This is a genomic window from Streptomyces sp. NPDC001822 (assembly GCF_042892135.1).
In the GTDB taxonomy this organism is placed as follows: Bacteria; Actinomycetota; Actinomycetes; order Streptomycetales; family Streptomycetaceae; genus Streptomyces.
The window spans coordinates 619,609-642,961 of record NZ_JBIATW010000003.1 but is presented as its reverse complement, the minus strand read 5'-3'; the positions used below and the strand labels follow the sequence as shown (position 1 = coordinate 642,961).

Below are 23,353 nucleotides of genomic sequence, written 5' to 3'. Positions count from 1 at the left end.
GTGCGTGGGACACGAGCGCGGGACGGCGTGTCAGGCCGGCCGCGGGCCGAGAGGGGCGAGGCGGGCGGGGCGGCGTTCGGCTTCCCGGAGGAAGGCCAGGCCCCGGGTGGCGAGGGCGTCCTGGCTGGGAGCGAGCGGCCGCCACACGGAGGCGGCGACCGCGATGGTCGCGTTGTGCGCGGTGAACGACTCGATGCACAGCGGTCCTTGGTGGCCTTCGTCGTCAAGCGCGTCGAGGAATCCGGGCCAGTCCAGGTGGTCGTCGCCGGGTGCGCCCCGGTCGTTGGCGCACACCTGGACGTGGAGGAGGCGGCCGGTGGCCCGGCGTACGGCGTCGGGCAGTGATCGCTCCTCGATGTTCTGGTGGTACGTGTCGAGAGCGATCCCGATGGTGCGGGCGGGCAGTCCGTCCATCGCCGCCACCGTCTGGTCGACGGTGTTGAACAGACTCGTCTCATACCGGTTGAGTGGCTCGACGGCGATCCGGACGCCCGTCCCGGCGGCGTGCGCGACGACCGGCGCGATGTTGTCCCGCCACTGCTCGTACGCCGCTGTCCGCTCGGCGTCGTCCATCTGCCAGGTGCGGCCGACGGCGGCGTACACGGGGCCGGCCACGACCGGGGCACCGATCCCCGCGGCCGCGTCGACGCACTGCCGCAGGTAGTCCTGGGTGGCGCGGACCGCGGAGGGCTCGGCCCGGACGAGATCGCGCCCCGGGGGCATCACCGCGAGCACCGCCGCGGGCGTGAGGCCCTGGTCGCCCAGGAGTCCGGCGACGGTGGCGGGCTGCCAGTCGCCGGGCTGTTCCAGCGGGATCTCGGCGCAGTCGAAGCCCCACGCGGCCAGGCGCGGCAGCACCTCGGTGAGGGCCTCCCCGGTGACGGGTGAGTGCCAGATCCAGGGGTTGGCACCGATCGCACGCCGTACGGCCGGCCTCACTTCCCACCCCAGTCACCGGGGTAGCCGGGGAGCTTCTCGCAGCCGCAGGCGCCGTAGTGCAGGGGTGGCATGCCTTCCTTGTAGTACTGGTCGAAGTTGTCCTCGGTCACAACCGGCTGCGGCAGGGTCCACTGCTTCGGGACCTCCTGACCGGCCAGAATGCGCAGTGCGGCGATCACGGGTGTGCGCCACTGGAAGGTCGGGTACGCCGGCGCGATGGCGGTGAGGTCCTTGTCCTTCCACGCCTGGAGGAAGTCCTGCTGGTCCTCGCCGGTGATCGGTGGCACGTCATTGCCCGCGTCCTCGAAGGCCTCGACGGCCGCGACGCTGGTGGCGCCGGAGTCCATCCAGACCCCGTCGATCGTGCCGTGCCGGGAGAGCGCGTCGGAGACGATCGCCTTGGTCTTCGAGGGGTCGCCGTCGGTGAACTTCACCTCGGCCACCGTGAGTCCGGCTTTGTCGAAGGCCTTCTCCGCGGCGGTCCAGCGGTTCTCCAGGACGTCCACACCGGGCGAGATGCGCAGCGCGACGATCTTGCCGCCCTTGTCCACCTTGTCGACCAGGAAGTCGGCTGCCGCGGCACCGTAGGCATAGCCTCCGATGGGGCTGATGAAGGTGACCCCGCAGTCGGTCTGCACGCCCCGGTCGAAGACGATCACCGGCAGCTTGCGGCATGCCTCCTGCACCGCCGGGGTGAGCGTGGCGGTGGTGTTGGGCGAGACGATCAGCGCGTCGCAGTCCTGGCCGGACAGCTCCTGGATGTCGGAGATCTGTTTGTCGTCCTTGCCCTGGGCGTCCAGAACGGTGAAGTCGGTGATCTCGTCGTGCAGCTTCACCTCCGCCTTCATGCTCTTGAGCCCCACCTGCCGCCAGGGGTTGAAGACCCCCGCGTTGGAGAAGCAGAGGTGGACGTCCTTGGCACCGCCCTTCTTGGCGTACTTCGACGTGTCGGTCATCCGCGGGTTCAGCATCTGCTCCCACGGCTTGTCCGCCGGGCCCTGAGGTGTTGTCCCGGTGAGCGCGAGCTGACGCTCGTAGGCGGCCGGATCGAAGAACTTCGACTCCTCGCCACCGCTCCGGGACTGCGCCGAGGCGGTGGCCCCGCCCGCCGCTTCGTCCTGTGGCACGTCGGACGAGCAGGACGACAGCAGTGCCGCGGCCAGCAGGACGGCGAGGGGGATGGCTGAGCGGGCGTGCCGGCCGGGTAGTCCGGTGCGAAGTGCGCGGCTCATGAGGAGGTGCCTCCTGAGGGTTGTGAACGGTGACGGCGTAAGCGGTCCAGTCCCGGACGCCCGGTGGCTCCGAGGCCGACGGCCGCGATGACGATGACGCCCTGGACGGTGGACTCCAGCGCGCCGGAGACGCCCTGGAGGTTGAGCAGCGTGAACAGTGCCTGGAGGGAGAAGGCCCCGGCCATGGCGGCCACGACGGACCCGCGCCCGCCCCCGAGGAGGACCCCTCCGAGCACGACCGCGGTGATGGCCTCGAACTCCAGGCCCCGGCCGGCCTGGGCGGATACCCCGGAGAAGCCTGCGACGAGCACGGCCGCCAGAGCGGCGGCCGTGCCCGACAGCATGAACGCGAGGGTGCGGACGCGAGGGACGCGTACGCCCGCGAGGTTCGCTGCGCGTTCGTTGTCCCCGGTGGCGAGGAGCGTACGGCCGAAGTCGGAGCGCATCAGCCACACGGCGGCGGCGCCGACCACGACGCAGGCGGGTACGGCCCAGGGCAGCCAGCCACCGGCGGTGCCACGCCCGAACTCCCGGAAGTCCTGGGGCAGCACACCCTGCGGGGAGCCACCGGTCCAGTAGAAGACGGCACCCTCGAGGATCAGCATCATGCCGAGGGTGGTGATGAACGACGGCACCCGGAGCCTGGTGGTGATGAGCCCGTTGGCCAGCCCCACCAGCGCCCCGGCCGCCAGGATCCCGGCGGTGACGAGCAACCAGGGGGCGTCCGGGTAGGAGCCGTAGAACTCGGCCCCGGCCACCACACCGGCGGTCACCACGGCGCCGACGGAGAGGTCGAAGCCACCCGAGACCACGACGAGGTACTGGCCCGCGGCGAGAATCACCAGCGGGGCCGCGCGTTTGACGAAGGCGAGGAAGCTGTCGGGCTCGTAGAAGCCGGGGTCGGTGAAGGCCAGGGCGGCGAGCAGGACGACGAGGAGCCCGTGGACGGGGGCGCCGGTGCCCAGGCGCCGGACCGCCCGGACGGCGGTGTTCGGAGTGGGGGTCTCGGTCGTGGTGGTGGTCATGCGGACTGCTCCTGCCCCGGGGCGTCCGGCGTCCCGACCTGTTTCGCCCGTCCCCGCCCGCTGTCGCGGGGCCGTCCGGAGGCCCGGCCCGGGCGGGGCCGGGCGTAGAGGGCGACGGCGGCGATGATGACGACGCCGCGGACGACGTTCTTGAAGAACGGGTCGACGGAGAGCTGGTTGAAGATGCTGTCCAGCACCGAGAGGACCAGGACGCCGCCCAGGGTGCCGGTCACCCCGCCGCGTCCGCCGGCGAGCGCCGTGCCGCCGAGCACGACGGCGGCGATCGACTCCAGGTCGTAGCGCGCGTCCGTACCGGCCCAGGGGGCGCCCGCGCCGAGCCGGGCGGCGAGGAACAGGGCTGCGGCGCCGACGCACAGCGAGCACAGGATGTGTGCGAGGACGACGGTGCGTCCGGTGCGCACGCCGGACAGCCGGGCGGCGTGCTCGTCGCCGCCGGTGGCGTACATGTGGTGGCCCGCGCGCGTGCGCCGGGTGATCAGCCAGGCGACGACGGCGACCGCGGTCAGCAGGAGGACGGAGACGGGCACGAAGCCGATGCGGTCGTAGCCCAGCCGCCGGAAGGAGGCGGGTACGTGACCGGCGGGGCCGGTGTAGGTGTCCTCGATGTAGCCGCGCAGGATGAACGCCATGCCGAGCGTCGCGATGAACGCGTTGACTCTCAGCCCGGTGACGATGAGCCCGTTCGCGACGCCGACAGCGGCGGACAGGGCGAGGACCGCGAGGATCGCGGTGAGGACACTGCCGCTCTCCATCATCTCCGCGGCGACCAGGGTCCCGAGGCTGACGAGGTACGCGACGGAGAGGTCGAGGGACCCGGTGACGATCACCACGGACTGGCCGACCGCGACCAGGCCCAGGGCGACCGAGTTCTGGAGGATGCCCGTGACGGTGGACCGCGTCATGAACTCGCCGCCGTCCGCGGTCACGACGAGCCAGCCGACGAGGGTGACCACGAGGGCGGCCAGCCACACGGCGACCACGGGGTCGCCGAGTCGGAAGCGGCCCGGCGCGTTCCGTCGGCGGGGCGCGACCGGTGCCGCAGCTCGGCCGGGGACGGCCGTCATGCGGCACTTCCCTCGAAGCGGTCGGAGGTGTCCCCGGTCGCCAGGCGCATGACGTCCTCCTCGGTGGCGCCCGCGGGCAGTTCGCCCACCAGCGCTCCGTCGGCCATCACCAGGATCCGGTCGCTCATGCCGATCAGCTCGGGCAGTTCGGAGGAGACGATGAGCACGGCCAGTCCCTCTTGGGCGAGTTCGCGCACGAGCGTGTGGATCGCGGACTTCGCGCCGACGTCCACGCCACGGGTCGGTTCGTCGAACAGCAGCACCCGGGGGCGGGCGGCGAGCCACTTGGCGATGACCACCTTCTGCTGGTTGCCGCCGGAGAGGTAGCGCACCTCCTGGTCGAGGCCGCGGGAGCGCAGAGCGACCCTCTCCAGTAAGCCGTCGACGTCGTGTCTCGCGACGCCGGACACGGCCCGGGTGACGAGCGAGGCGTTGTCACGTACGGACTGACGCAGCGCCAGGCCCTCGGCCTTGCGGTCCTCGGTGACCAGCGCGATGCCGGAGCGAATCGCCTGCCGCGGGCTGCCGGGCACCAGTGGCCGGCCTGCCACGGTCATCGAGCCGCGGGTGAAAGGCGCGGCGCCGAACAGGGCCCTCACCAGAGAGGTGCGGCCCGACCCCTGTAAGCCGGCGACCCCGGTGACCTCGCCGGCTCGCAGGGTCAGTCCGATGTCCGTGAGGCGCTCGTTGCCGGCGCCGGTGACGGTCAGGAGCGGCTCGCCGATCTCGCCCGGCTCGGCGCGGGGCGGGTAGTAGGAGCGCAGTTCACGGCCGACCATGGCCCGCACGACCTCGTCGGGGGTGGTCTCGGCGGTGGTGAGGGCGGCGACCTTGCGGCCGTCCTTCAGTACGGTGATGCGCTGGGAGAGGTCGAAGACCTCCCGCAGACGGTGGCTGATGAAGAGGATCCCGATGCCGCGGGCGGCCAGTCGGCGGATCAGCGCGTAGAGCAGTTCCACCTCGTGGTCGGCGAGGGGTGCGGTCGGCTCGTCCATGACCAGGACACGGACCTCGGAGGCGGCCAGTGCCTTGACGATCTCGACGGTCTGCTGTCGAGCCACCGACAGTTCCTTGACCTGCGTCCGCGGGTCGATCCCGGTCTCGTCCAGCTCTGCGAGCAGTTCGGCGGTGCGCCGCTCCATCACCCGCCTGTCGACCAGTCCCCGGCGCACCGGCTCGCGGCCCAGGAAGACGTTCTCCGCGACAGTGCGGTACGGGAGGAGGGCGAACTCCTGATGGATGAGAGCGATTCCGGCGGCTTGTGCCTGTACGGGGTGGGAGAAGGCCCGGGGGGTGCCGTCGAGGGTGATGGTGCCCTCGTCCGGGGCGTGTTCACCGGCGAGCACCTTCATCAACGTGGACTTGCCCGCACCGTTCTCCCCGACCAGGGCGTGAACCTCGCCCGGTAACAGGTCGAGTGACACCTCGTGTAACACCCTCGCCCCGAGGAAGCTCTTCGAGACACTGCTCATCGTCAGCATGTTCGGCAGGATGGCGAGCGAACTTTTTCCTGTCAATACATGAAGCAGGGACTATTACCGCAGCGATTTCCTGGACTTCAACCGCTCATCGAACAAAGTCTGGTCGGCGGATACGGCGATCTTTATGGTTGCTCCTGTGAGCTCACACTTCTCCTCACCGTCCCTGTCGTCGGACCCCGTCCAGGGGCCGACACCCCCGGGTCAGACGCCCGGCGAGGTGTTGGCGCTGATCAGTTCCGGCGTAGCCGTCACCCGCGCCGAGATCGCCCGGCGCACCGGACTTGCCCGCTCCACCGTCTCCCACCGCGTCGACGCCCTGATCGCCCACGGCTTCGTCGTCGAGGGCACCGAGGCGCCCTCGACTGGTGGCCGCCCTCCGCGTCGGCTCTCCCTGCGGGCCCACGGGCATGCCATCGCCGGGGTAGACATCGGGGCTTCGCACTGCCGTGTCGGGTTGCTGGACATCAACGGCACTCTGCTCAAAGCCCGCGAGGATCCGCTGACCATCGCGGACGGGCCCGAGGCCGTCCTCGGACACGTCGAGCGGACACTGCACGCCCTGCTCGAAGCGGACGGCGGGACGCCACCGCGAACGCTGCGGGCCATCGGCGTCGGCGTGCCGGGCCCGGTGGAGTACTCCACCGGGCGTCCGGTGGATCCGCCGATCATGCCGGGCTGGCACCACTACCCGATTCCCGAGTTCTTCGGCGATCGCTTCGGCGTCCGGGCTCTGGTGGACAACGACGTGAACGTCATGGCCCTGGCCGAGCAACGACGGGCCTTTCCGGACGCGATGCACCTGCTCTACCTGAAGGTCGGCACGGGCATCGGCTGCGGCATCGTCGCCGACGGCCGCATCCACCGGGGCGCTCAGGGCTCGGCCGGGGACATCGGACACATTCGCGTAGGTGAGCGGGACGATCCGTGCCGCTGCGGCAACTCCGGCTGCCTGGAGGCCATCGCAGGGGGAGCCGCGCTGGCGGAGCGGCTGCGGGGACTGGGGCTGGAGGCCGGCGGAAGCCTCGACATCGTCCGGCTGGTCAGAGAGGGAAACCGACAGGCCGTCCGCGCGGTGCGCGAGGCAGGTCGTGCGGTCGGCGAGGTGTTGTCCGGACTGGTGAACTTCTTCAACCCGGAGACGGTCGTCGTCGGCGGCGCCCTCGCCGCCGTGCACGACCAACTCCTCGCCGGGGTCCGTGAGGCGGTCTACCGCCGGTCCAACCCGCTGGCGACCCACGTCCTGCGCATCGAGCCGAGCCGGACCGGCGAGAACGCGGGCTCGATCGGCGCCGGCCTCCTGGCCATCGAACACGCCCTCTCCCCCGCCCAGGTCGACCGGACCCTCACGCGAGACGCGACGGCGGTGTGACTGCGGCGCACGGTCGGAGGCGCGCAGTACACACCGGAACGTCACCGCGAAATCCCAGCAGGCCGAGGACCTCCAGCTCGCGCGGCGTGAGCGAGGCGAGCTTGCGGTGGAGGGCGGCAGCGCCGGCGCGACGCTCCGCGAAGCGCTGCACGAGGCGCCGGGTGATGGCCGGAGCCAGGAGCGCGTCGCCGGTAGGGACCGTGCGGACGGCTGCGGCCAGGTACTCAGGAGTGACGTCCTTGAGGAGGAAGCCGCTGGCCCCGGCGGACAGCGCCGCGTAGACGTACCGGTCGAGATCGAAGGTGGTCAGGATCACGACGCGCGGTTCGCCCGGCGCACCGGTGAGGATGCGGCGGGTGGCTTCGAGGCCGTCCATCTCGGGCATCCGGATGTCCATCAGGACCACGTCGGACCGAGTGCGGCGGGCCGCTTCGACGGCTTCGGCCCCGTTCGTCGCCTCGGCGACGACGTCGATGCCGTCGGCACCGAGAATCATGCGGAATCCGGTACGGACCAGTGTCTGGTCGTCGGCCAGAAGCATACGCAACGGCTCGGTCACCGTGCCTCTAGGGGTATGAGCGCTTCCACACGGTAACCGCCGGTCAGGCGTGGGCCGGTGGTCAAGGCCCCGTCGTAGACGGCGAGGCGCTCGCGCAGCCCGATCAGACCGCGGCCGTTCCCGGCGGCTGCGCCCGCACCCGGGTGCCCTCCGGTATCGGTGACTTCGACGCGGAGCCGGCCGGGACCGTACTCGACGGTCACGGCAGCGCTGGCCCCCGCGGCGTGCTTCACCGTGTTGGTCAGGGCTTCCTGCACTATGCGATAGGCCGCGAGTTCGACCCCGGCCGGGAGGGAGCAGGGCGGGCCGGCCACAGTCAGTTCGACCGGCAGCCCGGTGTCCCGGATCCGCCCGACCAGCAGCTGGTCGAGGCCAGGCTGCGGGGCCGGCACCGCGGTAGGACCGTCGGCGCCCTCGAGCGCACCCAGGCCGTCCAGGGCCTCCAAGCCTGCCGATGACCGCCGGGCCGTCCCCGGGCCGAGCCGGCCGGAACGAGCCACCAATGACGTGCCGACGGACGGAACGTCAGACGCGGCGGGTATCTGGCTTCACCAGCAGGTCCGGGGGCGTTCCACCACTGACGGGCTGCGACGCGACGGGTGTCGGGCCGTGTTTGGCCCGTCGTTCGCCTGGCGCACGCACAACTGCTTGAACCATCGGTTCGAAGCCGCCTCCCGCACCTTGAGCCCGGGTCGCTGCGACCGCCGGGCCGGCTCATGGCCGTGGCCGCCTTCCCTCCGGGAACGGCTGGTGCTCCGCGGCAGGGAGCCGGCCTTTCCCCTCTGGAGACGGCCCTTCCCCCGCCGAACGCGGGTGCCCGCGGGCTTCGACGAGGAGCTTGACGACTGTCAGATTTCCGCTTGACGGATTACCAGGGACAGATGCATGCTTGCTTCGTCAAGCAAATGTTGGAGTCACCGACTCACACCTCAGGGGTGTTCTATGACCAGCATGAATGGCCGCGCGGCCGCCACGGCTCCTCTCTCCGCGGCAGGACGGCGGCGCCGGGAGACAGGAATCGCAACCGGCTTCGCCGTAGCCGCCCCTCTCGCTACAGCCGTCCCGGCCGTGGCGCAGGACTATGACTCGCATCGGGCTCCTTCGGCGCACTCGGCACCGCAGCACCCCCACTACCTGTCGCCGCTACAGGTCACCTCGGCCTACTACGCCAGCTACAACGGAGACCTGGCTGCCGGCTTCGACAGCTACATCTCAAAGGACCTGGTGCTCCACGGGTTCAACGGACCCGAGCAGCGCGAAGACTGGATCAAGGGCGACCTCAACATCAAGGCGGGGCTCAAGGGCTTCAAGATGACAGTCCTGGACCAGATCGTGGAGGGCAACAGGGTTGTCACACGCTGGAGCTTCGAAGGCGACCACACAGGGACGATCTTCGGGATCCCCGCATCCGGCCGCCACGTGACACTCAGCGGCATGTCCATCGACCGCGTGATTCACGGCCAGTCCGTCGAGCACTGGTCGGAAGGAAACTTCGGCAGGTTCCTGAGTGCTCTCCAGGGCGAGACCGATCCCGGCTCCGCCACCCCCGGTTCCAGCTCCAAGTAGCGCTGTACAACGGCCCGTCCTTCACCGAGGGCCAGGCCATCACCGTATTCACCCGGCTGCCGCTTGCGCACAACGCAGTGCGGCAGCGGGTGCCGGACAGATAAGAAGCAGGAGACAAGCTCATGGGAATCCTCGACGGCAAGGTAGTACTCGTCACCGGCACCGGAGGAGGAATGGGCCGCGTCGCCGCCCTGATCTTCGCCCGTGAAGGCGCGAGAATCGTCGGCGTCGACATCCAGGCCGAGGGAAACGCGGAGACCCTCGACCTCGTACGCGAGGCCGGCGGTGAGATGACGAGTCTCGCGCCGGTCGACCTGACCGACGCGGACCAGGTGCACCGGATGGCCGACGCGGCCGCAGCCGCTTACGGCGGGCTCGATGCCGTCTACAACAACGCGGCCATGATGCGCTTCGGCCCCATGCCCGACTTCTCGATCGAGGACTGGCGTGCGACGGAAGCCGGGGAACTCGACATCCCCTTCTTCGTATCGAAGTACACCTGGCCGCACCTCCTCCGGCGTGGCGGCGGCGTGATCATCAACGTCGCGTCCGAGGCAGGGCTGATCGCGGGCTCCACTCCCCCGATGGTCGCCCACACCGCGGCGAACGCGGGCGTCATCGGAATGACGCGACAGCTCGCACTCGAAGGCGCACCCCACGGAATCCGCGCCGTGGCCATCAGCCCCGGCCCTGTGCTGACTCCCGCAAGCGACCGCGACCTCGGCGACAACCAGGCCCTGAGGGACGCCGTCACCAGCAAAGTCCTCCTCAAGCGCTTCGCGCAGCCCGAGGAAATCGTAGAACTCGCCGCCTTCCTCGCCTCCGACCGGGCGTCCTTCATCACCGGCGCCAACTACGCCGTCGACGGAGGTGCGAGCGCCTGGTAGCTCCCGCCCCATCCGCATCACCGAGCGCACGCTCGCCAGGACGACATGGAGGACGATGGGCCCGCCGACAGCGCGCCATGACGCATGGCTGGAGGGGTGAGACCGTCACACGGTCTCACCCCTCCAGCCATATTCACGATGACTCGAATCCTGGCGGACCCACTCCAGCAGGCCGGGCCTCGACAACACCTCCGGCAGCAACCGGCTCAGCAGTGCGGCACCGAAGCCCCAGGGGTCTCCCCCTGTCACCGGACGAGCCGTCGTTCAATGCCGCCTGCCGTCGAACCGCCGGTCGTCGTCCTAGCGCCGCCGCCGGTACCGGTCCCGGTCGTCGTCCCGGGGCGATGCCGACCTGTGCGAGCTGGCCGAAGGGCTGCGAGAGGCTCGGTCCCGCAACCGCCGCTGTTCCCATTCGTCGTACTCCGGAACCTCACCTTCAGGGAGGTAGCCCATCACCTGCCGAGCCGAGGCGTGCATCGCCTGGCGCCGGATCTCGTCCTGGCTCAGCAGATCACCCTGCTGCTCACGCACCGCAGGAGCCCGGGGATCGAGAGGATCGAACCTGCGCCCGAACCGCTCGCTGGCCAGCGGTTCATGCGGCGACATCATCGCGTAGTCGAAATCGCGGTACACCGAGCTGTTGCCGACCCGATTGCTCAGACCGGCGTGTGTGATGGGAATCCCGTGCATATCGGCCGGAGAGGCATACCGCGCCGCGCGCGCGGACTGGTAGCTCGGCACAGGCCCGACGACATCCGTGTGCGGAATCTGGTAACCGGAGTTCGCGTACTCGTAGCGGCGGTGGGACAGATTCGTGCCATCGGACCCGGGAGCAAGGTTGTCACGTCGCTGGGGCGTCCCGTTGACCGCGTCTCCGTGAGCCCACGCAGCGGCCAGGTGCAGATGGGACGTGCGACCGCCGGGGTGCACGCCGGCCCTCCGCAGCTCATCGTTGGCCGAACCTCCCATGACGGTGTTCTGCGAGGGGACACGCCGGCTGGGGCGGTTCCTCGCGTACTGCTCGTCGTAGTAGCTGACGTCCGTGCGTTCGTACTCCTCCCCTTCCTCGTAGTAGGCGCGCGAATCATGGCCTCCCCTGCCGGAGCGCTGCACCTCGGGTGAGCCTGCTGTCGCGTGGCTGCACGACCCGTGCTCACCGGCCGAGGCATCCGCCGACCGCTGCACCGCGTCTGCCTGCGGCGCCGGCATGGCCATGACTTCACGGGACTTGTTCTCCGCCTCCACCTCGAACGGGTCGCTCGCATGGGACACCTTCACCCCGTCGCCCCGGTCCGTGCCGCTGACCGGGCCCTCACGTTGCTGAAGAACGTGCGTCAGCTCGTGAGCGAGGGTGCGCTTCCCGCGGCCTCCCTTCCCGATCACGATGTGCTCGCCGGCCGTCAACGCGTGCGCGTCGACCTCCTCGGCCGCCCGGGCTGCAAGCGCGTCATCGTGCTTGCGTACGGTACTGAAGTCGGCCCCGTCGAATCGGGCCTCCATCTCCGCACGCTCGGCATCGGTCAGCGGTGTACCAGGGCGCGACAGAACCTGATGGACCGCTGAGCGCTGCACACCACCACCCGGCAACTCCCACTCCTGCTCAGAGCCGGCGGCACGACGCTGAGCTGCCAGTACCCGGGTCAGCGCAGCGTTACCCGCCGTCTGCTGCAACTGCAGAAACATCGCCGGCCCCACAGGGAGTCCGCCTGATCCGGCGCTCCTACTCGCCCCGCTCCCCTGCCTGCTCCTCCCGCTGGAACGTCGCGCGACTCCCGTATCTCGCATACCTGACATCTCCCTCGTCGATCGCCCCGTCCCACCAGTCTCGGATCGAGCTGGGACCACACAAACAGGATTGCGAGCACAATGCCTGACCGTGAGGGCAGAAAACACCTGAGGGCAGGGGCAACTCCCGACGTGCGTGTGTGTCCCCACGCGTTAAGGCCGGTTGTCGCTTCAGGACGCGGTGGCGGCTGCGCGGCTCTGCTCGAGGAGGCGTTCAGCTCGGTGTGGGGAGGTGTCCAGGCGGGACAGGACACCGGGCACCGCGATGTTGGGGAGGACCAGTTCGAACAGGGCCGAGATTTCACGGACGAGGTCCAGCGGCTCAGCGGTCGACTCCCGCACCACCTGGACTCCCGTCCAGGCACCTACCAGCAGACGTGAAGCGGCGACCGGGTCCACGTGCGGAAGCAACTCGCCCCGCTCCTTGCCCTCGGTGAGGAGGTCGGCTCCGTAGGCGATCCAGTCCGGCCAACGAGTACCGAAGAGGCTGCGCGCCCGCATGTCGACCGACAGTCGTATGGAGGCGCTGAGCAGGGGCTCTCTGGGGAGTCGGTAGGCCAGCAGGAGTGCTGTGTCCACCCATTCCTGCAGCTTGAAGGTTTGGGGGGTGACCCCGTCCGAGGTGACCGCCTCCTCGAGGACTCCCCGTGCCAGCTCTTCCTTGGATGTGAAGTGGAAGTAGAGCGCACCCCGGGTGAGGCCGGCCCGCTCGAGGATTGCAGAGATCGTGGCGGCGTCGTAGCCGTGCTCGTCGAAGACCTCGGCGGCCGCTTGCAGGAATACCCGACGGGTGCGGATCGCCCGTTGCTGCTGTACCAACTCGCCCTCCCCTGGGCCCGGCCCGGCGGCCATTCTAAAAAGATCGGTGAACCGGTACCGTATCAGCGCGCCACTGCCCATTTTGAGTCATGTCCGGGGGGACCGTGCCCGAAGTACCCGTTGTCCCGCAGGCTCCACACGTCGAGGTGGGAGGTGCAGGCGGCGTACCCAACGAGTACGTCCACCTCAGGCACACGGACGCGATTCTGATCACCGGATGGGACCGCCTGGAGGACGGCGAGTTCTCGCTCACCGCCCGCTGGCCTGCTCCTCCGGAGGGGTTGCCGTACGATCCCCGGGTGCTCGTGCAGACCATCCGGCAGAGCGGTCTGGCCATAGCGCACGGAGAGTACGGGGTCCCGCTCTCCCACCAGACTCTGCTCAACTCATTCGACTTCACCGTCGCACCGGGTCTCCGGATTGCCGGCTCCGCCGAATCATGCCCACTGACCGTGAAGGTCTCGCTCACGAAGCAGAAGCGACGCGGCCGGGCCGGCAGCTCCCTCGGAATGGACATCCGCATACTGCGCGACGAAACGACGGTGGCCAGGGCGGACTGTCAGTTCGGCTGGATATCCCCGGTCGCGTATCACCGGCTGCGCGGCGATCACCTCACGACCGAGTGGGCCACCTGGCCACTGCCCGAGCCGGTGGCCCCCTCCACGGTCGGCCGGGCCACGGATGCTGATGTGGTGCTGGCCCCCGGAACCCGGCCCCGCCAATGGCAGCTGCGCAACGACGTGGACAACACGCTGCTGTTCGACCACCCCGTGGATCACGTCCCCGGACTGGTCCTGATGGAGGCCGCCTACCAAGCGGCTCACGCGACCCTGTATCCAGCGTGCCTCGAGCCGACCACGGTCACCACCAGCTTCGAGCGGTACACGGAATTCGACCGCCCCTGCTGGATAGAAACAGAAGTCGTGCCCGCCACCGACTGCGGCGAGACCTCGGTTCTCGTCTCAGGGACGCAGGACGGCACCACGGTGTTCCGTGCCCGGCTGAGCGGACTGCTCGCCTGAAGGCGTGCCGGAGGGGTTCCGGGCCTGCGTCCCGACCGTTGAGCAGCGGGAGCGGCCGGCCGGTCCGGAGGCTGTGCGGGCGGGGGCGGGGTGAGGGCACGAGGGCCTGATGTGGGCCTCAGGGAGTCGCGGCCGCACTCACCGCGCTGCGTGTCATGGGCCGCGGGAGCGTCGACGGCGTCGGGCACTCCGGCGCCCGTTCGGCGGGGCTCGCGCCGTCGGCGCCGGATGGCCTCGTTCCTCGTTTCAGGATCATTCGCTTCCGGCGCCACGATCGGGTGCACTCATGTCCCCCGTGGCGGGGATGCCGTCCGCGAGCCCGTAGCGCAGGTGCACGGTGCCTTTCGGGCCGGCTGCGGGGGGCGCGAGGAGCGTGACGCTGGTGGGCACCACGCCGTCGTCGAACACCTTCTTGCCGACGCCGAGCATGATCGGGTGAAGCCAGACGTCGAGGCGGTCGAAGAGTTTCTCGCGCAGGAGGCTCTGGACGAGGTTCAGGCTTCCGACGACTTTCACGTGCTCGTGCCGGTCGCGGATCTCGCGCACCGAGTCGGCGAGGTGGGGGCCGAGCTGTGTGGACCCGGCCCACGAGAGATCGGGCGTGCCGCGAGAGGCCACGTACTTCGGGACGCTGTTGAAGAGTGTGGCGATCTCGTTGTCCTGGCCGCCTTCCTGGTGGGGCCAGTAGGCGGCGAACAGCTCGTATGTCCGCCGTCCGAGCAGCAGGGCGTCTGTGTCCTCGTACGCGGCACCGATCTGCGCTCCGGCGACTTCGTCCAGCAGCGGCGCCTGCCAGCCGCCGTAGGGAAACCCCCCGGGGTCTTCATCAGGGCCGCCGGGTGCCTGTCCGACGAGGTCGAGGGTGGTGAAGAGCTCGATGTGGATGAGGCCCATGGCTCGCTCCCGCTGAGTCGGTTCTGTCCTTCAAGTGGTAGACCTGCGGAACCCCGCAAGCTCATCGCCGCGACGGGAACCGGTTCTCAGTGTGAGGCGACGGCCCCCGGCAGCCACGCCCCTGTCGTCCGGCGTGCCGGGCAGCCACTCCGCTGCCGCGCGGGCGGGCCGATTGCGGTGGAGGCTGCCACCCGCTGACACCACCGCGCCGCTCCGCCCGAGAGAGACGGCCTCGCACGAAACGGCATGGGCCCTCGCCGTCCGGCTCCCCTTGAGCCGGGGGCGCCTCGTGTCCCGGACCAGCGGCGATCACGGTCCCGACCGCGGCGACGACCAGCGCGGCGACATCGTCGGCGACCTGGGTGGCGGCCGGGGGCACGCCGGACAGGGCGTTCGCCGGTGGGCGCGGGCGACTGCGGCCCGTCACGACGGCCCCGCAGGCCAGGGACGACGTCACCCGGCGGCGGGGCCGCACCGGCGGGTCCCGACATATCCTGATCACCTGTCACAGACAGCCCTCCGATGCCATGATGGGGCGAATTCGCCAGGCGGTGAGCGGGGGACTCATGACCAGCGTGCTGTTCGTCCACGGAATCGGTGCGCGGGGGGACAAGTACGCCGCGCTGTTCGAGCGGGTGCGCGGCTCACTGGCCCGGAGTTCCCCGGAGGTCCGTCTGCTGCCCTGTCGTTGGGGTGACCGGCTCGGCGCCACGTTGAACGCCGGAGGCGACTCGCTCCCTGTCTACGAGCCCGCGGGCGGCTCGGCCGACGACGGGCGGGCGGCGGAGGCGGAGTGGGGCTCGTCCCAGTGGCTGTTGCTGGAGGCCGACCCGCTGCACGAGCTCCGTCTCGCGGTCGCCGCGGGGGCGACCGGCCTCCCGTCGTCCGGGCCGAGCCTGGGACAGGGCCTGTTCGGACCGCCCGACCCGGACGCGGGGCTCGCCGAACGCGCCACGAGGCTGTCCGAGGATCCACTGCTGGCCGAGCGTCTCGAAGTGCTGCGCATTCAGGCGGAGTTCGAGCCGGCCGTGGCAGACGTCACGGGCGCCGGGGCCACCCGGGACGCGCTGCGGCTGCCGGACCCGCCCGCTGACCTGGCGCCCACGCTGGCCCGCGCGATCCTCGCGCAGACCCTGCGCCGCACCGCGGCAGGTCCGGGGGGACCGGTCCCGGTCCTCGCCGAGGACCGTGTCTGGCTCGTGGCCGCCATGACGGAACTCCTCGGCGCGGGCCATCTCAGCCCGCTGGGCGGGATATGGGCGCTGTCCAAGACCGCCGCCCGTACCGCCTGGAAACTGCGCGGCGGCAACCGCCGCAGCCTGATCACCGACGCCGCGTACCCGTTCGCCGGCGACGTCATGCTGTATCTGAGCCGCGGTGAGCGGATCCGCGAGTTCATCGCCGCCTGCTGCCGGGACGCGGAGCCGCCGATCGTGCTCATGGGCCACAGCCTCGGCGGGATAGCGGCTCTCGACCTACTGGCGACCCGTCATCTGCCGGAGGTCCGCGCCCTGGTGACCGTCGGCTCGCAGGGGCCGTTGCTGTACGAACTCGATGCGCTGCCCTCGCTGCCGTACGGCACCCCGCTGCCCGCGTCAGTCCCGCCCTGGACGAACTTCTACGACCCCCGCGACCTGCTGAGTTACGTCGGTGAGCGGGTGTTCCCCGGCCGTGTCACCGACGTGTCCGTGCCCAGCGGCAACGCCTTCCCCGCCGCCCACGGCGACTACTTCGGCAACCCCGCGTTCTACCGGGGCCTGGCGGAGATACTCGGGTGACCGCGACCGGCCGCGGCGGCCGTACGCCCGCTCCGGCGGACCCCGCCCGGACGTACGCGGTGATCGTGTGCGCGGAGCGCTACCGGGCCGGCAACGGCGTGCTGCCCGACCTGCCCGGCCTCGGCGGGGGCGGACGCCGCTTCGCGGGGTGGCTGGAGAGGCAGGGGGTCCCGCCCGAGAACATCGTCCTGCTGTCCACCGAGGCAGGCACCCCGGGCGGGGCCACGGCACCGCCGTCCGCCGGCCGCCGGCCCGACGACGAGTCGACCTCCACAGCCGTCGAGGACCTGCTGACCGACCGCGTGCCCTCCTGGCGCGGTGAACTGCTCTGGGTCTACTGGAGCGGCCACGGCTTCATCGACCCCCAGGGCCGCACCCGTCTCGTCCTGTCCAATGCGACCGACCGCAACCTGCGGAACCTCGACATGGACAGCGTGCTCCGGCTCTACCAGTCCTCCTTCCTCGACGGCTTCGCCCGCCAGAGGTTCGTCGTCGACGCCTGCCGTCGCGACCTCTCGGCCTCCGACCTCGCCGCCGGCCGCTATCCCGAACCGATGAGCCTGCCCTCCCCGGGCGGTCCGTCCCGTGACCGGGACCAGTTGGCCTGGCTTGCCGCGTCCCCCGGTGAACTGGCCGGCTACTCGGCGCGCGAGGCCAAGTCCTGGTTCACCGACGCCTTCCTGGAGACCCTGGAGGACACCGGCACCGGGCTCGATTCCGTACCCGACTACGAAGCCCTGCGGACCGCCCTCGTGGCGAAGCTGGAGGCGGAGGCCCCACGCGACGGCTGGAGCCGGCAGCCCGTCCTGCTGAGGCTGCGCTCCGGCGGAGACCCGGTGCGGACCGACGAACTGCTGGCGGGCGACGGCATGGTAGACCCCTTCGCCCCGCGCGACGACGGCACCGGCCCTGCCGCTGTCCCCGAACTCGACGCCTACCTGCGCTGGTTGACCGACACCCACCGGCACCTGAGGTCCGTGATCGCGGGCGTCCCCGTCCGCGCGCCGCTCGCCGGACTCCCCGCGCTGCCGATGCCGGTCACGGACCGCTCCACCCAGCACACCCGGCTTCGCGAGGTGGACTACCTGAGCTCGGATGCCGTGTCCGGTTCCCTGGCCGACCATCCGCTGCCCACCTATCTGACGGCGACGGGGCACGTGGACCGGCACACCGCGCCGGCCGGGGTGCCCGTCCCGCCCGCCGAGCTCCTGGGCTCCGTATGGCGGTCGGTGATCCTCGGAGATCCCGGAGGCGGTAAGACCACCCTCGCGCGCACGCTGGCGTTCCGGCAGGCGACGACCGGACTCGGCGAGCGGGACGCCCACTGGCGCCTCCCGGTGCTGTGCCGGGCCGCCGACCTGGCCGCCCTCGCGATGCCCGGCCGGCGTCCCGAGGCCGCGTCCGAGCCGGCGAGCGCGCCCCCGGCGGTCGCGACGCCCGACCACCTGATCACCCGGGCGATCCGGGCCGGCTGGAACGGCTCCGCGCCCGCCGACCCGCTGAGCGGCGACCCGGTGGCCCCCGAGGCCCTGGAGCGACTCGCCCGGCAGGCCTCCGGCCGGGGCCGGCTTCTGCTGATCGTGGACGGCCTGGACGAGGTGCCCACCGGCGACGAGCGGACCGCCCTGGTGGCCGCGCTCAACGGACTGGTCGAGGACGACGGACCGCGCTACGACCTGCCGGGCCGCGCGCCCGGCAACCAGCTTCTCGTCACCAGCCGCCTCATCGGCTACTACGCCACCCCGCTCGACGGGGGCGTGCAGCAGTTCGTCCTGCGCCCGATGGACGAGGACGCCGTCGCGGCCACCGGCCGCTACTGGATCAGCCACTACTGCTCAGCCACAGGGCGGGGTACGGCCGGCACCCGGACGCTGACCGGGCAGCTCGACCGCGAACTCGGCAAGGTCAGCGCCACCGCCCGCGACCTCGCCGCCAACCCCTTCCTCCTCACCTGCTTCGTGTCCGCGGTCGCCGCCGGCCGGATCGCGGAACTGGGCGACGACGGACTGGCGCGCTCGGACCTGTACGACGTGATCGTCGACAGCGCACTCGCCCGCGTCACCCTTCGCACGGCCGGACTCGACGCGGACCGCCTGCTGCGCACCCAGGCCGCGCTGGCATACGAAGTGCACCGAACCGCGCGGACCGGCATTCTCGCCACCGACGACCTCACCAGACGTATGCGGGAGGCCTTGGCGCTCACCGGACCGCCCGACGCCCCGCCGGTCGACCGGGCCCTGGCCGCCTCCGCGTCCCTCGGCCTGCTCACCGCACGGGGCCAGGGCCTGTACGGCTTCCTCCACCTCAGCATCGAGGAGTACCTGGCCGGACGCTGGCTGGTGGACACCCGGTGGTCCGACGGGCCGGGGCGGCTGGGCGAGCATCTGGGCGACCCGCGCTGGGCCGAGCCGATCCGTCTCGGACTCGGCCACCTCAGCCGCACCGACCCGGACCGGCTGGACGCCGTCCTCACCGGGCTGCTCGGCGGCGACGGCAGCTCCCGGGCGGCCGTACTGCTGTGCGCCGCTCCGCGCCCGATCGCCGGGCGGGCGCTGCGGCCCGCCCATCTGCGGGCCCTCGTGACGGCGCTGCTGGGAGCCGATCCCGCGACCGTCCCCGAGGCCGCCGCCGCGCTGGAAACCGTGGTGCGCGACCAGCGGTGGCTGCTCGGTGACGGGCAGCGGGCGAGCGCCGTGGCGCTGGACGAACTGGCCGCAGCGATAGCCTCGCCCGATCCCGCCCGTACGGCGTCGGCGGCCCGTACGGCGGAGCGGCTGTCGCTGACCGACCGTCCGATCGTGGAGGCACTGTTCCGGGCACAGGAACGCGACGCCGAGGAGACGGGCTGGGCAGCGGTACGGGCTCTCGCCGCCCTGAACGAGGCGCACCGGCGGGCTCTGCCGCCACCGGACCCGGAGAAGGCCGCGGAGGTGTGGGGCGGACTCCCGGAGGTCGTCCGGCAGACCCTGGGCGGCGTGCGGGTGGAGGCACCTATCCCGCGGCCCGCCTCGGAGTTCCGCCGGGCTTTCCTGCCCTCCTCGCTGACGCCCTTCCTCGCCGCACTCAACGAGTCGACGGCCGCCCGGATCATCTCCGACCTGCGTATCACCCGGGCGGTGATCTGCCTCTACGGCGGTGTCGACGCCGTGGACCGCGAGCGGTGGGCGGAGGAGGAGGGCCAGCTGCGTACCCGGCTCGCCGCCTCCTCGTACCCGCCGGCCGTTCGGCACCGGGCGGCGGTACTGCTGGACACCGTGGTGGCTCCGGCCCTCGCCCGGGCCGCCGACCCGCGGTTGCTCGTCCCGGAGTTCGTGACCGTCGACACCCCGCTCACCCCCCGGTTCACGGCGTGGCTGACCGCCGGGCACCCGGCCGAGACCATCGCCGACCTCCTTCGGGACATCGCGGCGGCACCGGACGAGAGCGCCGATGCCCGCGGCGACGCCCTCGCCGCGCGGGCCCTCATGACGGGCGCCCTCGACGGGTCCCCGCAGGACTCTGCGTCGGGCCTGCCGGACCCGGTCCTGCGCCGCGCCCGATGGCGCCTGGGACGGACCGCGCTGACGTTGCGCGGGGCTCTGGGCGAGCTGGCCGTGGGCCCGCTGATCACCGCTTTCGAGCGCGTGCTGCGGCAGCCCGGCGCTCGCGACCGGTTCGTCTCCGCCGTGCTGCGCACCGCCGGAGTGGCCCTCGCGTCGCCCGCCTCCTACGGCGTCGAGATCGACCGGGACCAGGTGCGCACCCTGCTGCTGCTCGCGGTCTGCGCCCCTCCCGGCCCGAACAAGACCTTCAACCTCGCCGTCACGCTGGACACGGCCGGCAAGACCATCCTCGGTGACGGACCCGCGAGTCTCGCCGCCGCGGTCGCCACCCTGCACCTCGCCGCGGAGTCGGCGGGCCTGCGCACCTGGGAATGGGACCTCGACCCGCTTGCGCCGCGGACCGCGGACGCGGTCACCGAGGCCCTGACACATCTGAGCCGCATGGCCCCGCGGCTCGGCTTCGCGCGGTGTTGGCTGCTCGACCGGCTGACCCCGCTGCTGGCCGAACGAGGCCTGCTCGTGGAAGCCGCCTGTCTGGCCGCCGAGGTGCTGCCGGTGGACCGGATCAGCGCCGGACGTACCCTCGGACGGCTGTTGCCGCTGCTGCGGTCCGTGGCCACGGGGGGCGCGGGCATCCCACGCGGTGACGGGGAACTGCGGAAGCTGCTGGAGAAGGAGACCGCCGGAATCGAGGACCCCTATGCCCGCGCTCGTGCCCACGTCGCTCTCGGGGCCCTGACGGGCGGTGACCCGGTGGGTCTGCTGAGCGCCCTGCTGCCGACGGTCGGCGCTCCGCACGAGCGACTGCGGCTGATGGAACTCGCCGCGGACCGCGGACCGGGGAGCTGGACCCCCGATCTACGGCGGGCCGCCATCGGCTGCGTCATGGAGATCGACGACCGGCACGAGCGGAGCCTGGCCTGTCTGCGGACGGCCCGGCGCTGTGATCCCCACGAGGCGCGCGCACTGCGGGACTTCGCCCTGCGCCATCTGCCGCCGGAGGACCCGGAGAGCACCACGCTCGCGGCCTCCCTGCTCCCCTACGAACGCGAACTCCGCGCGCTGGGCCTCACCGTCCCCGCCTCCTGGGCGATCCTGACGGCCTCCGCCGCCTGCGCCGACGCGACGGACGCACTCCGGGGCGCAGGAGCCGGGCGACGCCTGGGCACTCCGGCTCTGTGGCGGTCGCTCGCCCGGCCCGGAACGGAAGGCGAGGAGCGGGCGGGTGCGGTCGCCGAGCTGCTGCGACGTGGGCGGGCCGAGCGCCTGGAACTCGACCGGGACGCCTGCGAGGCGGTGACCGAGTTGTTGAGGTGCGACGTGGCCCAGGAGGCGGCGGAACTGCTGGCGGTGTCCGTACTCTCCGCGCACCGGCCCGAGACGGGGGCCTGGCGCACGCACCCTGATCCACGGGTCTCGGGCCTGGCCACCCTGCTCCAGCTGGAGAGCGGCGGTCTGGACCCGGCGGCCGTCGAGGCCCTGCCCCGTCTGCTCTCCGACCCCGATGACCGGGTACGGCTGCGCACCGCGCTCGCCGTCTCCCAAGTGGCCCGGGGACGCGGAGGGACACCAGTCTTCCGTGCCTCACGGGCCGGCGCGCGCACGCTGGCGGATCTGGCGCTGCTGTACGAGCGGTGCAGTGCCGAGCGGCCGGAACTGACCGCCGAGCTGATGTGGATGATGCTCGACCTCGTCCAGGACTCCCTCCCGGTGCTCACGGAGGCACTGCGACTGCTCGGGCCGAACCACGACGCGCGTGGGTCCCTCTTGGGCCACCTCGGCCAGCTCACCCCGGAGGTCCACGGCGAATTGGTCGCGCTGCTGCCCTCGCTGCCCGATGAGGACCGGCGCAGGCTGCTCGGGGCGCTGCTGAACATCGCGTACTCGCCGGAGCGCGCCGGACTCAGCGCCGAGGAGGTCGCGGGAGCCGTCCCGGCGGTCCAGGACCTGCTGGACGACCTCGATGACGGCTCGCTGGGACGGGCGATCGTGCTGCTGGGCATCGCGGCGCCGGCCGGCGAGGACAGTGTCCGCCGCCTCCTGCGCATCCTCCTGGCCTACGAGGCCGTGGTGGGCGACCCGGGCGAGATCGCCCGCCACGCCTGCAACGGGCTCGGCTACCTGCTCCTCCGGTGCGGCCGCGACGGGACCGAGCAGGACCGGGCCGCGGCCGAGTCGGCCCGGCGCGAGCTGACCCGCCTGGCCCGTGAGGCCGACGGTGGCCTTGCGGCGGAAGCGGTGGGGGCACTGCTGCGGTCCGGGGACGACCGGGTCGTGGCGTCCTTCGAGGACCCGGACGAACCGGGCCCGGAGGCGACCACCCTTCTGTGGGGCCTGGGCAGGGCGATCGACCAGTTCTTCGTCGGGCCGGACTTCCAGCGGGCGATCGCGCGGACGGCGGACTTCGTCACCCGGCCGCCGGGACTGTCCGGGGCGGACGCCGTCGACCACACCGACCGTCTGGTCCGCGCGCTGGCAGGACGCGCCGAGCTGGAACTGGCGGAGGAGTCCGGCCCGGAGTCGCGCCGCCGGGCGGGGAGCCGCCCCGGCTGGACGTACAGCCTGAACGTGCTCGCCGAGATCGGCAGCCGTCATCCCGCCGGCCTGCGCGTCCTGGTCGGCGGGGACGGCGGCCGGTTCACCGGCCTGCTGCGCTCCGCCGCCCACGCGCCCGGCTGGACGATGCGGCTGGCCGCCGTGCGGCTGCTGGTGCTCCTCGGCCGGGGCGACCGTGCGACGGTCGGGACGCTGCTGACGGCGGCCGGGGACACCGAGGCGGTGCTCAGCGCGCTCTTCGCCGAACTCCGCTGGTTCGACCGCATCGAACCGGACGGCCTGACCGCGCTGGTCGAGGCGGTGCGCGCCCCGTCGATCGCCCGGGCCCATCTCGCCGTTCGCATGCTGGCTGCCCTGGTCGCCCACGACGTCCTCGACGAGGAGGGAAACGCGCTCGCCCTTGACGCGCTGGAGCGGGCGGCTCGGCGACCCGATGCCGACAGGTCCGTGCTCTCGGAGCGCGACGGCGCCCTGTCCGACCACGGCACGTTCGGGGACCTCTGCAGGCAGGTGCTCCAGCGGCTGCTGGACCAGGAGGAGCGAGAACGGCCGCCCGACGCGGGAGAGCAGACCGGTTTCGTCCTGTACGTGCCGGACGAGCGGGGTGCACCGGCCCGGATGTGGGCTGCCGGAGGGAACAGCGCGCCCCCCGCGCCCTTCCTGGAACACCAGTTGCGCTACCTGGCGGACGTCGAAGGACGCGTCTTCGCCGACAACACCTCGTACGCGCTGACGGCCGCGGCGGCCGCGGCCCACGCGGCGGGCATCCCGCTCCACGAGGTCCTCACCCGCGCCGGCGAGGAGGGATGAGCGG

The 23,353-nt window shown here is 71.7% G+C and carries 15 protein-coding genes and 1 pseudogene; 6 read left to right on the top strand and 10 right to left on the bottom strand.

Translation table 11 applies throughout. From position 1 onward, the window contains the following. Window positions 1-30: 30 nt before the first annotated feature. Genes ACFYY2_RS10645 through ACFYY2_RS10625 form a run of 5 tightly spaced genes read right to left on the bottom strand, consistent with a single transcriptional unit; the run spans window position 31 to window position 5,762 of the window. Window positions 31-939, bottom strand: coding sequence for a sugar phosphate isomerase/epimerase family protein (locus tag ACFYY2_RS10645; protein WP_388739946.1), 909 nt, complete (start codon window positions 937-939; stop codon window positions 31-33). Next, entirely contained in the window at window positions 936-2,171 is a 1,236-nt protein-coding gene (locus tag ACFYY2_RS10640; protein ID WP_388739943.1) for a substrate-binding domain-containing protein, read from the bottom strand. The genes ACFYY2_RS10645 and ACFYY2_RS10640 overlap by 4 nt, the downstream gene beginning before the upstream one ends. Beyond that, window positions 2,168-3,196, bottom strand: a complete 1,029-nt coding sequence (locus ACFYY2_RS10635) for an ABC transporter permease (RefSeq protein ID WP_388739940.1) — start codon at window positions 3,194-3,196, stop codon at window positions 2,168-2,170. Before ACFYY2_RS10635 ends, ACFYY2_RS10640 begins: the two co-directional genes overlap by 4 nt. Beyond that, window positions 3,193-4,281, bottom strand: coding sequence for an ABC transporter permease (locus ACFYY2_RS10630; RefSeq protein WP_388739938.1), 1,089 nt, complete (start codon window positions 4,279-4,281; stop codon window positions 3,193-3,195). The genes ACFYY2_RS10635 and ACFYY2_RS10630 overlap by 4 nt, the downstream gene beginning before the upstream one ends. Continuing rightward, window positions 4,278-5,762 carry a sugar ABC transporter ATP-binding protein gene (locus ACFYY2_RS10625; protein WP_388739935.1) on the bottom strand — a complete coding sequence of 495 codons (1,485 nt, stop codon included), beginning with the start codon at window positions 5,760-5,762 and terminating at the stop codon, window positions 4,278-4,280. Before ACFYY2_RS10625 ends, ACFYY2_RS10630 begins: the two co-directional genes overlap by 4 nt. A gap of 136 nt (window positions 5,763-5,898) precedes the next feature. Between ACFYY2_RS10625 and ACFYY2_RS10620 the strand changes: the two genes are divergently transcribed. Continuing rightward, complete coding sequence (locus ACFYY2_RS10620) at window positions 5,899-7,131, top strand: ROK family protein (RefSeq protein ID WP_388739932.1); 1,233 nt, start codon at window positions 5,899-5,901, stop codon at window positions 7,129-7,131. On the opposite strand, the gene ACFYY2_RS10615 is transcribed toward ACFYY2_RS10620, so the two are convergent. Both ACFYY2_RS10615 and ACFYY2_RS10610 read right to left on the bottom strand, forming a co-directional pair. Continuing rightward, the gene (locus tag ACFYY2_RS10615) at window positions 7,106-7,672 is read right to left on the bottom strand and encodes a response regulator transcription factor (RefSeq protein ID WP_388740063.1); all 567 of its coding nucleotides are present in this window, start codon (window positions 7,670-7,672) and stop codon (window positions 7,106-7,108) included. The genes ACFYY2_RS10620 and ACFYY2_RS10615 overlap by 26 nt on opposite strands. Window positions 7,673-7,686: 14 nt before the next feature. Continuing rightward, window positions 7,687-8,085: pseudogene (locus ACFYY2_RS10610) on the bottom strand (sensor histidine kinase); the annotation flags it as partial. 547 nt (window positions 8,086-8,632) lie between these two features. On the opposite strand from ACFYY2_RS10610, the gene ACFYY2_RS10605 reads away from it, so the two are divergent. Both ACFYY2_RS10605 and ACFYY2_RS10600 read left to right on the top strand, forming a co-directional pair. Then, window positions 8,633-9,256 carry an ester cyclase gene (locus ACFYY2_RS10605; protein WP_388739930.1) on the top strand — a complete coding sequence of 208 codons (624 nt, stop codon included), beginning with the start codon at window positions 8,633-8,635 and terminating at the stop codon, window positions 9,254-9,256. Window positions 9,257-9,378: 122 nt separating this feature from the next. Continuing rightward, window positions 9,379-10,143, top strand: coding sequence for an SDR family NAD(P)-dependent oxidoreductase (locus ACFYY2_RS10600; protein WP_388739927.1), 765 nt, complete (start codon window positions 9,379-9,381; stop codon window positions 10,141-10,143). Window positions 10,144-10,443: 300 nt separating this feature from the next. On the opposite strand, the gene ACFYY2_RS10595 is transcribed toward ACFYY2_RS10600, so the two are convergent. Next, window positions 10,444-11,838 carry a DUF4157 domain-containing protein gene (locus ACFYY2_RS10595; protein ID WP_388739925.1) on the bottom strand — a complete coding sequence of 465 codons (1,395 nt, stop codon included), beginning with the start codon at window positions 11,836-11,838 and terminating at the stop codon, window positions 10,444-10,446. Between the two features lie 261 nt (window positions 11,839-12,099). Further along, window positions 12,100-12,747 (bottom strand): ScbR family autoregulator-binding transcription factor, encoded by a 648-nt coding sequence (locus ACFYY2_RS10590; RefSeq protein WP_388739922.1) that lies wholly within the window; start codon window positions 12,745-12,747, stop codon window positions 12,100-12,102. Between the two features lie 146 nt (window positions 12,748-12,893). Here ACFYY2_RS10590 and ACFYY2_RS10585 point away from each other — a divergent pair, with 146 nt between their 5' ends. Next, a complete protein-coding gene (locus tag ACFYY2_RS10585; protein WP_388739920.1) occupies window positions 12,894-13,769 on the top strand; it encodes a ScbA/BarX family gamma-butyrolactone biosynthesis protein in 876 nt (291 codons plus the stop codon). Between the two features lie 252 nt (window positions 13,770-14,021). Here the strand turns inward: ACFYY2_RS10585 and ACFYY2_RS10580 are convergent, their stop codons facing one another. Next, on the bottom strand, window positions 14,022-14,663 hold the full coding sequence (locus ACFYY2_RS10580; protein WP_388739917.1) for a dihydrofolate reductase family protein: 642 nt from the start codon (window positions 14,661-14,663) through the stop codon (window positions 14,022-14,024). Window positions 14,664-15,229: 566 nt separating this feature from the next. On the opposite strand from ACFYY2_RS10580, the gene ACFYY2_RS10575 reads away from it, so the two are divergent. Beyond that, window positions 15,230-16,441: a hypothetical protein gene (locus ACFYY2_RS10575; protein ID WP_388739914.1), complete on the top strand. Its 1,212-nt coding sequence runs from the start codon at window positions 15,230-15,232 to the stop codon at window positions 16,439-16,441. Continuing rightward, window positions 16,438-23,349, top strand: coding sequence for a caspase family protein (locus tag ACFYY2_RS10570; protein WP_388739911.1), 6,912 nt, complete (start codon window positions 16,438-16,440; stop codon window positions 23,347-23,349). Before ACFYY2_RS10575 ends, ACFYY2_RS10570 begins: the two co-directional genes overlap by 4 nt. Window positions 23,350-23,353 lie beyond the last annotated feature (4 nt).

Bases quoted from the DNA above. Each gene is read 5' to 3' on its own strand.
- ACFYY2_RS10640 (WP_388739943.1), bottom strand. From the start codon at position 2,171: ATGAGCCGCGCACTTCGCACCGGACTACCCGGCCGGCACGCCCGCTCA.
- ACFYY2_RS10635 (WP_388739940.1), bottom strand. From the start codon at position 3,196: ATGACCACCACCACGACCGAGACCCCCACTCCGAACACCGCCGTCCGG.
- ACFYY2_RS10630 (WP_388739938.1), bottom strand. From the start codon at position 4,281: ATGACGGCCGTCCCCGGCCGAGCTGCGGCACCGGTCGCGCCCCGCCGA.
- ACFYY2_RS10625 (WP_388739935.1), bottom strand. From the start codon at position 5,762: ATGCTGACGATGAGCAGTGTCTCGAAGAGCTTCCTCGGGGCGAGGGTG.
- ACFYY2_RS10615 (WP_388740063.1), bottom strand. From the start codon at position 7,672: ATGCTTCTGGCCGACGACCAGACACTGGTCCGTACCGGATTCCGCATG.
- ACFYY2_RS10605 (WP_388739930.1), top strand. From the start codon at position 8,633: ATGACCAGCATGAATGGCCGCGCGGCCGCCACGGCTCCTCTCTCCGCG.
- ACFYY2_RS10600 (WP_388739927.1), top strand. From the start codon at position 9,379: ATGGGAATCCTCGACGGCAAGGTAGTACTCGTCACCGGCACCGGAGGA.
- ACFYY2_RS10580 (WP_388739917.1), bottom strand. From the start codon at position 14,663: ATGGGCCTCATCCACATCGAGCTCTTCACCACCCTCGACCTCGTCGGA.
- ACFYY2_RS10575 (WP_388739914.1), top strand. From the start codon at position 15,230: ATGACCAGCGTGCTGTTCGTCCACGGAATCGGTGCGCGGGGGGACAAG.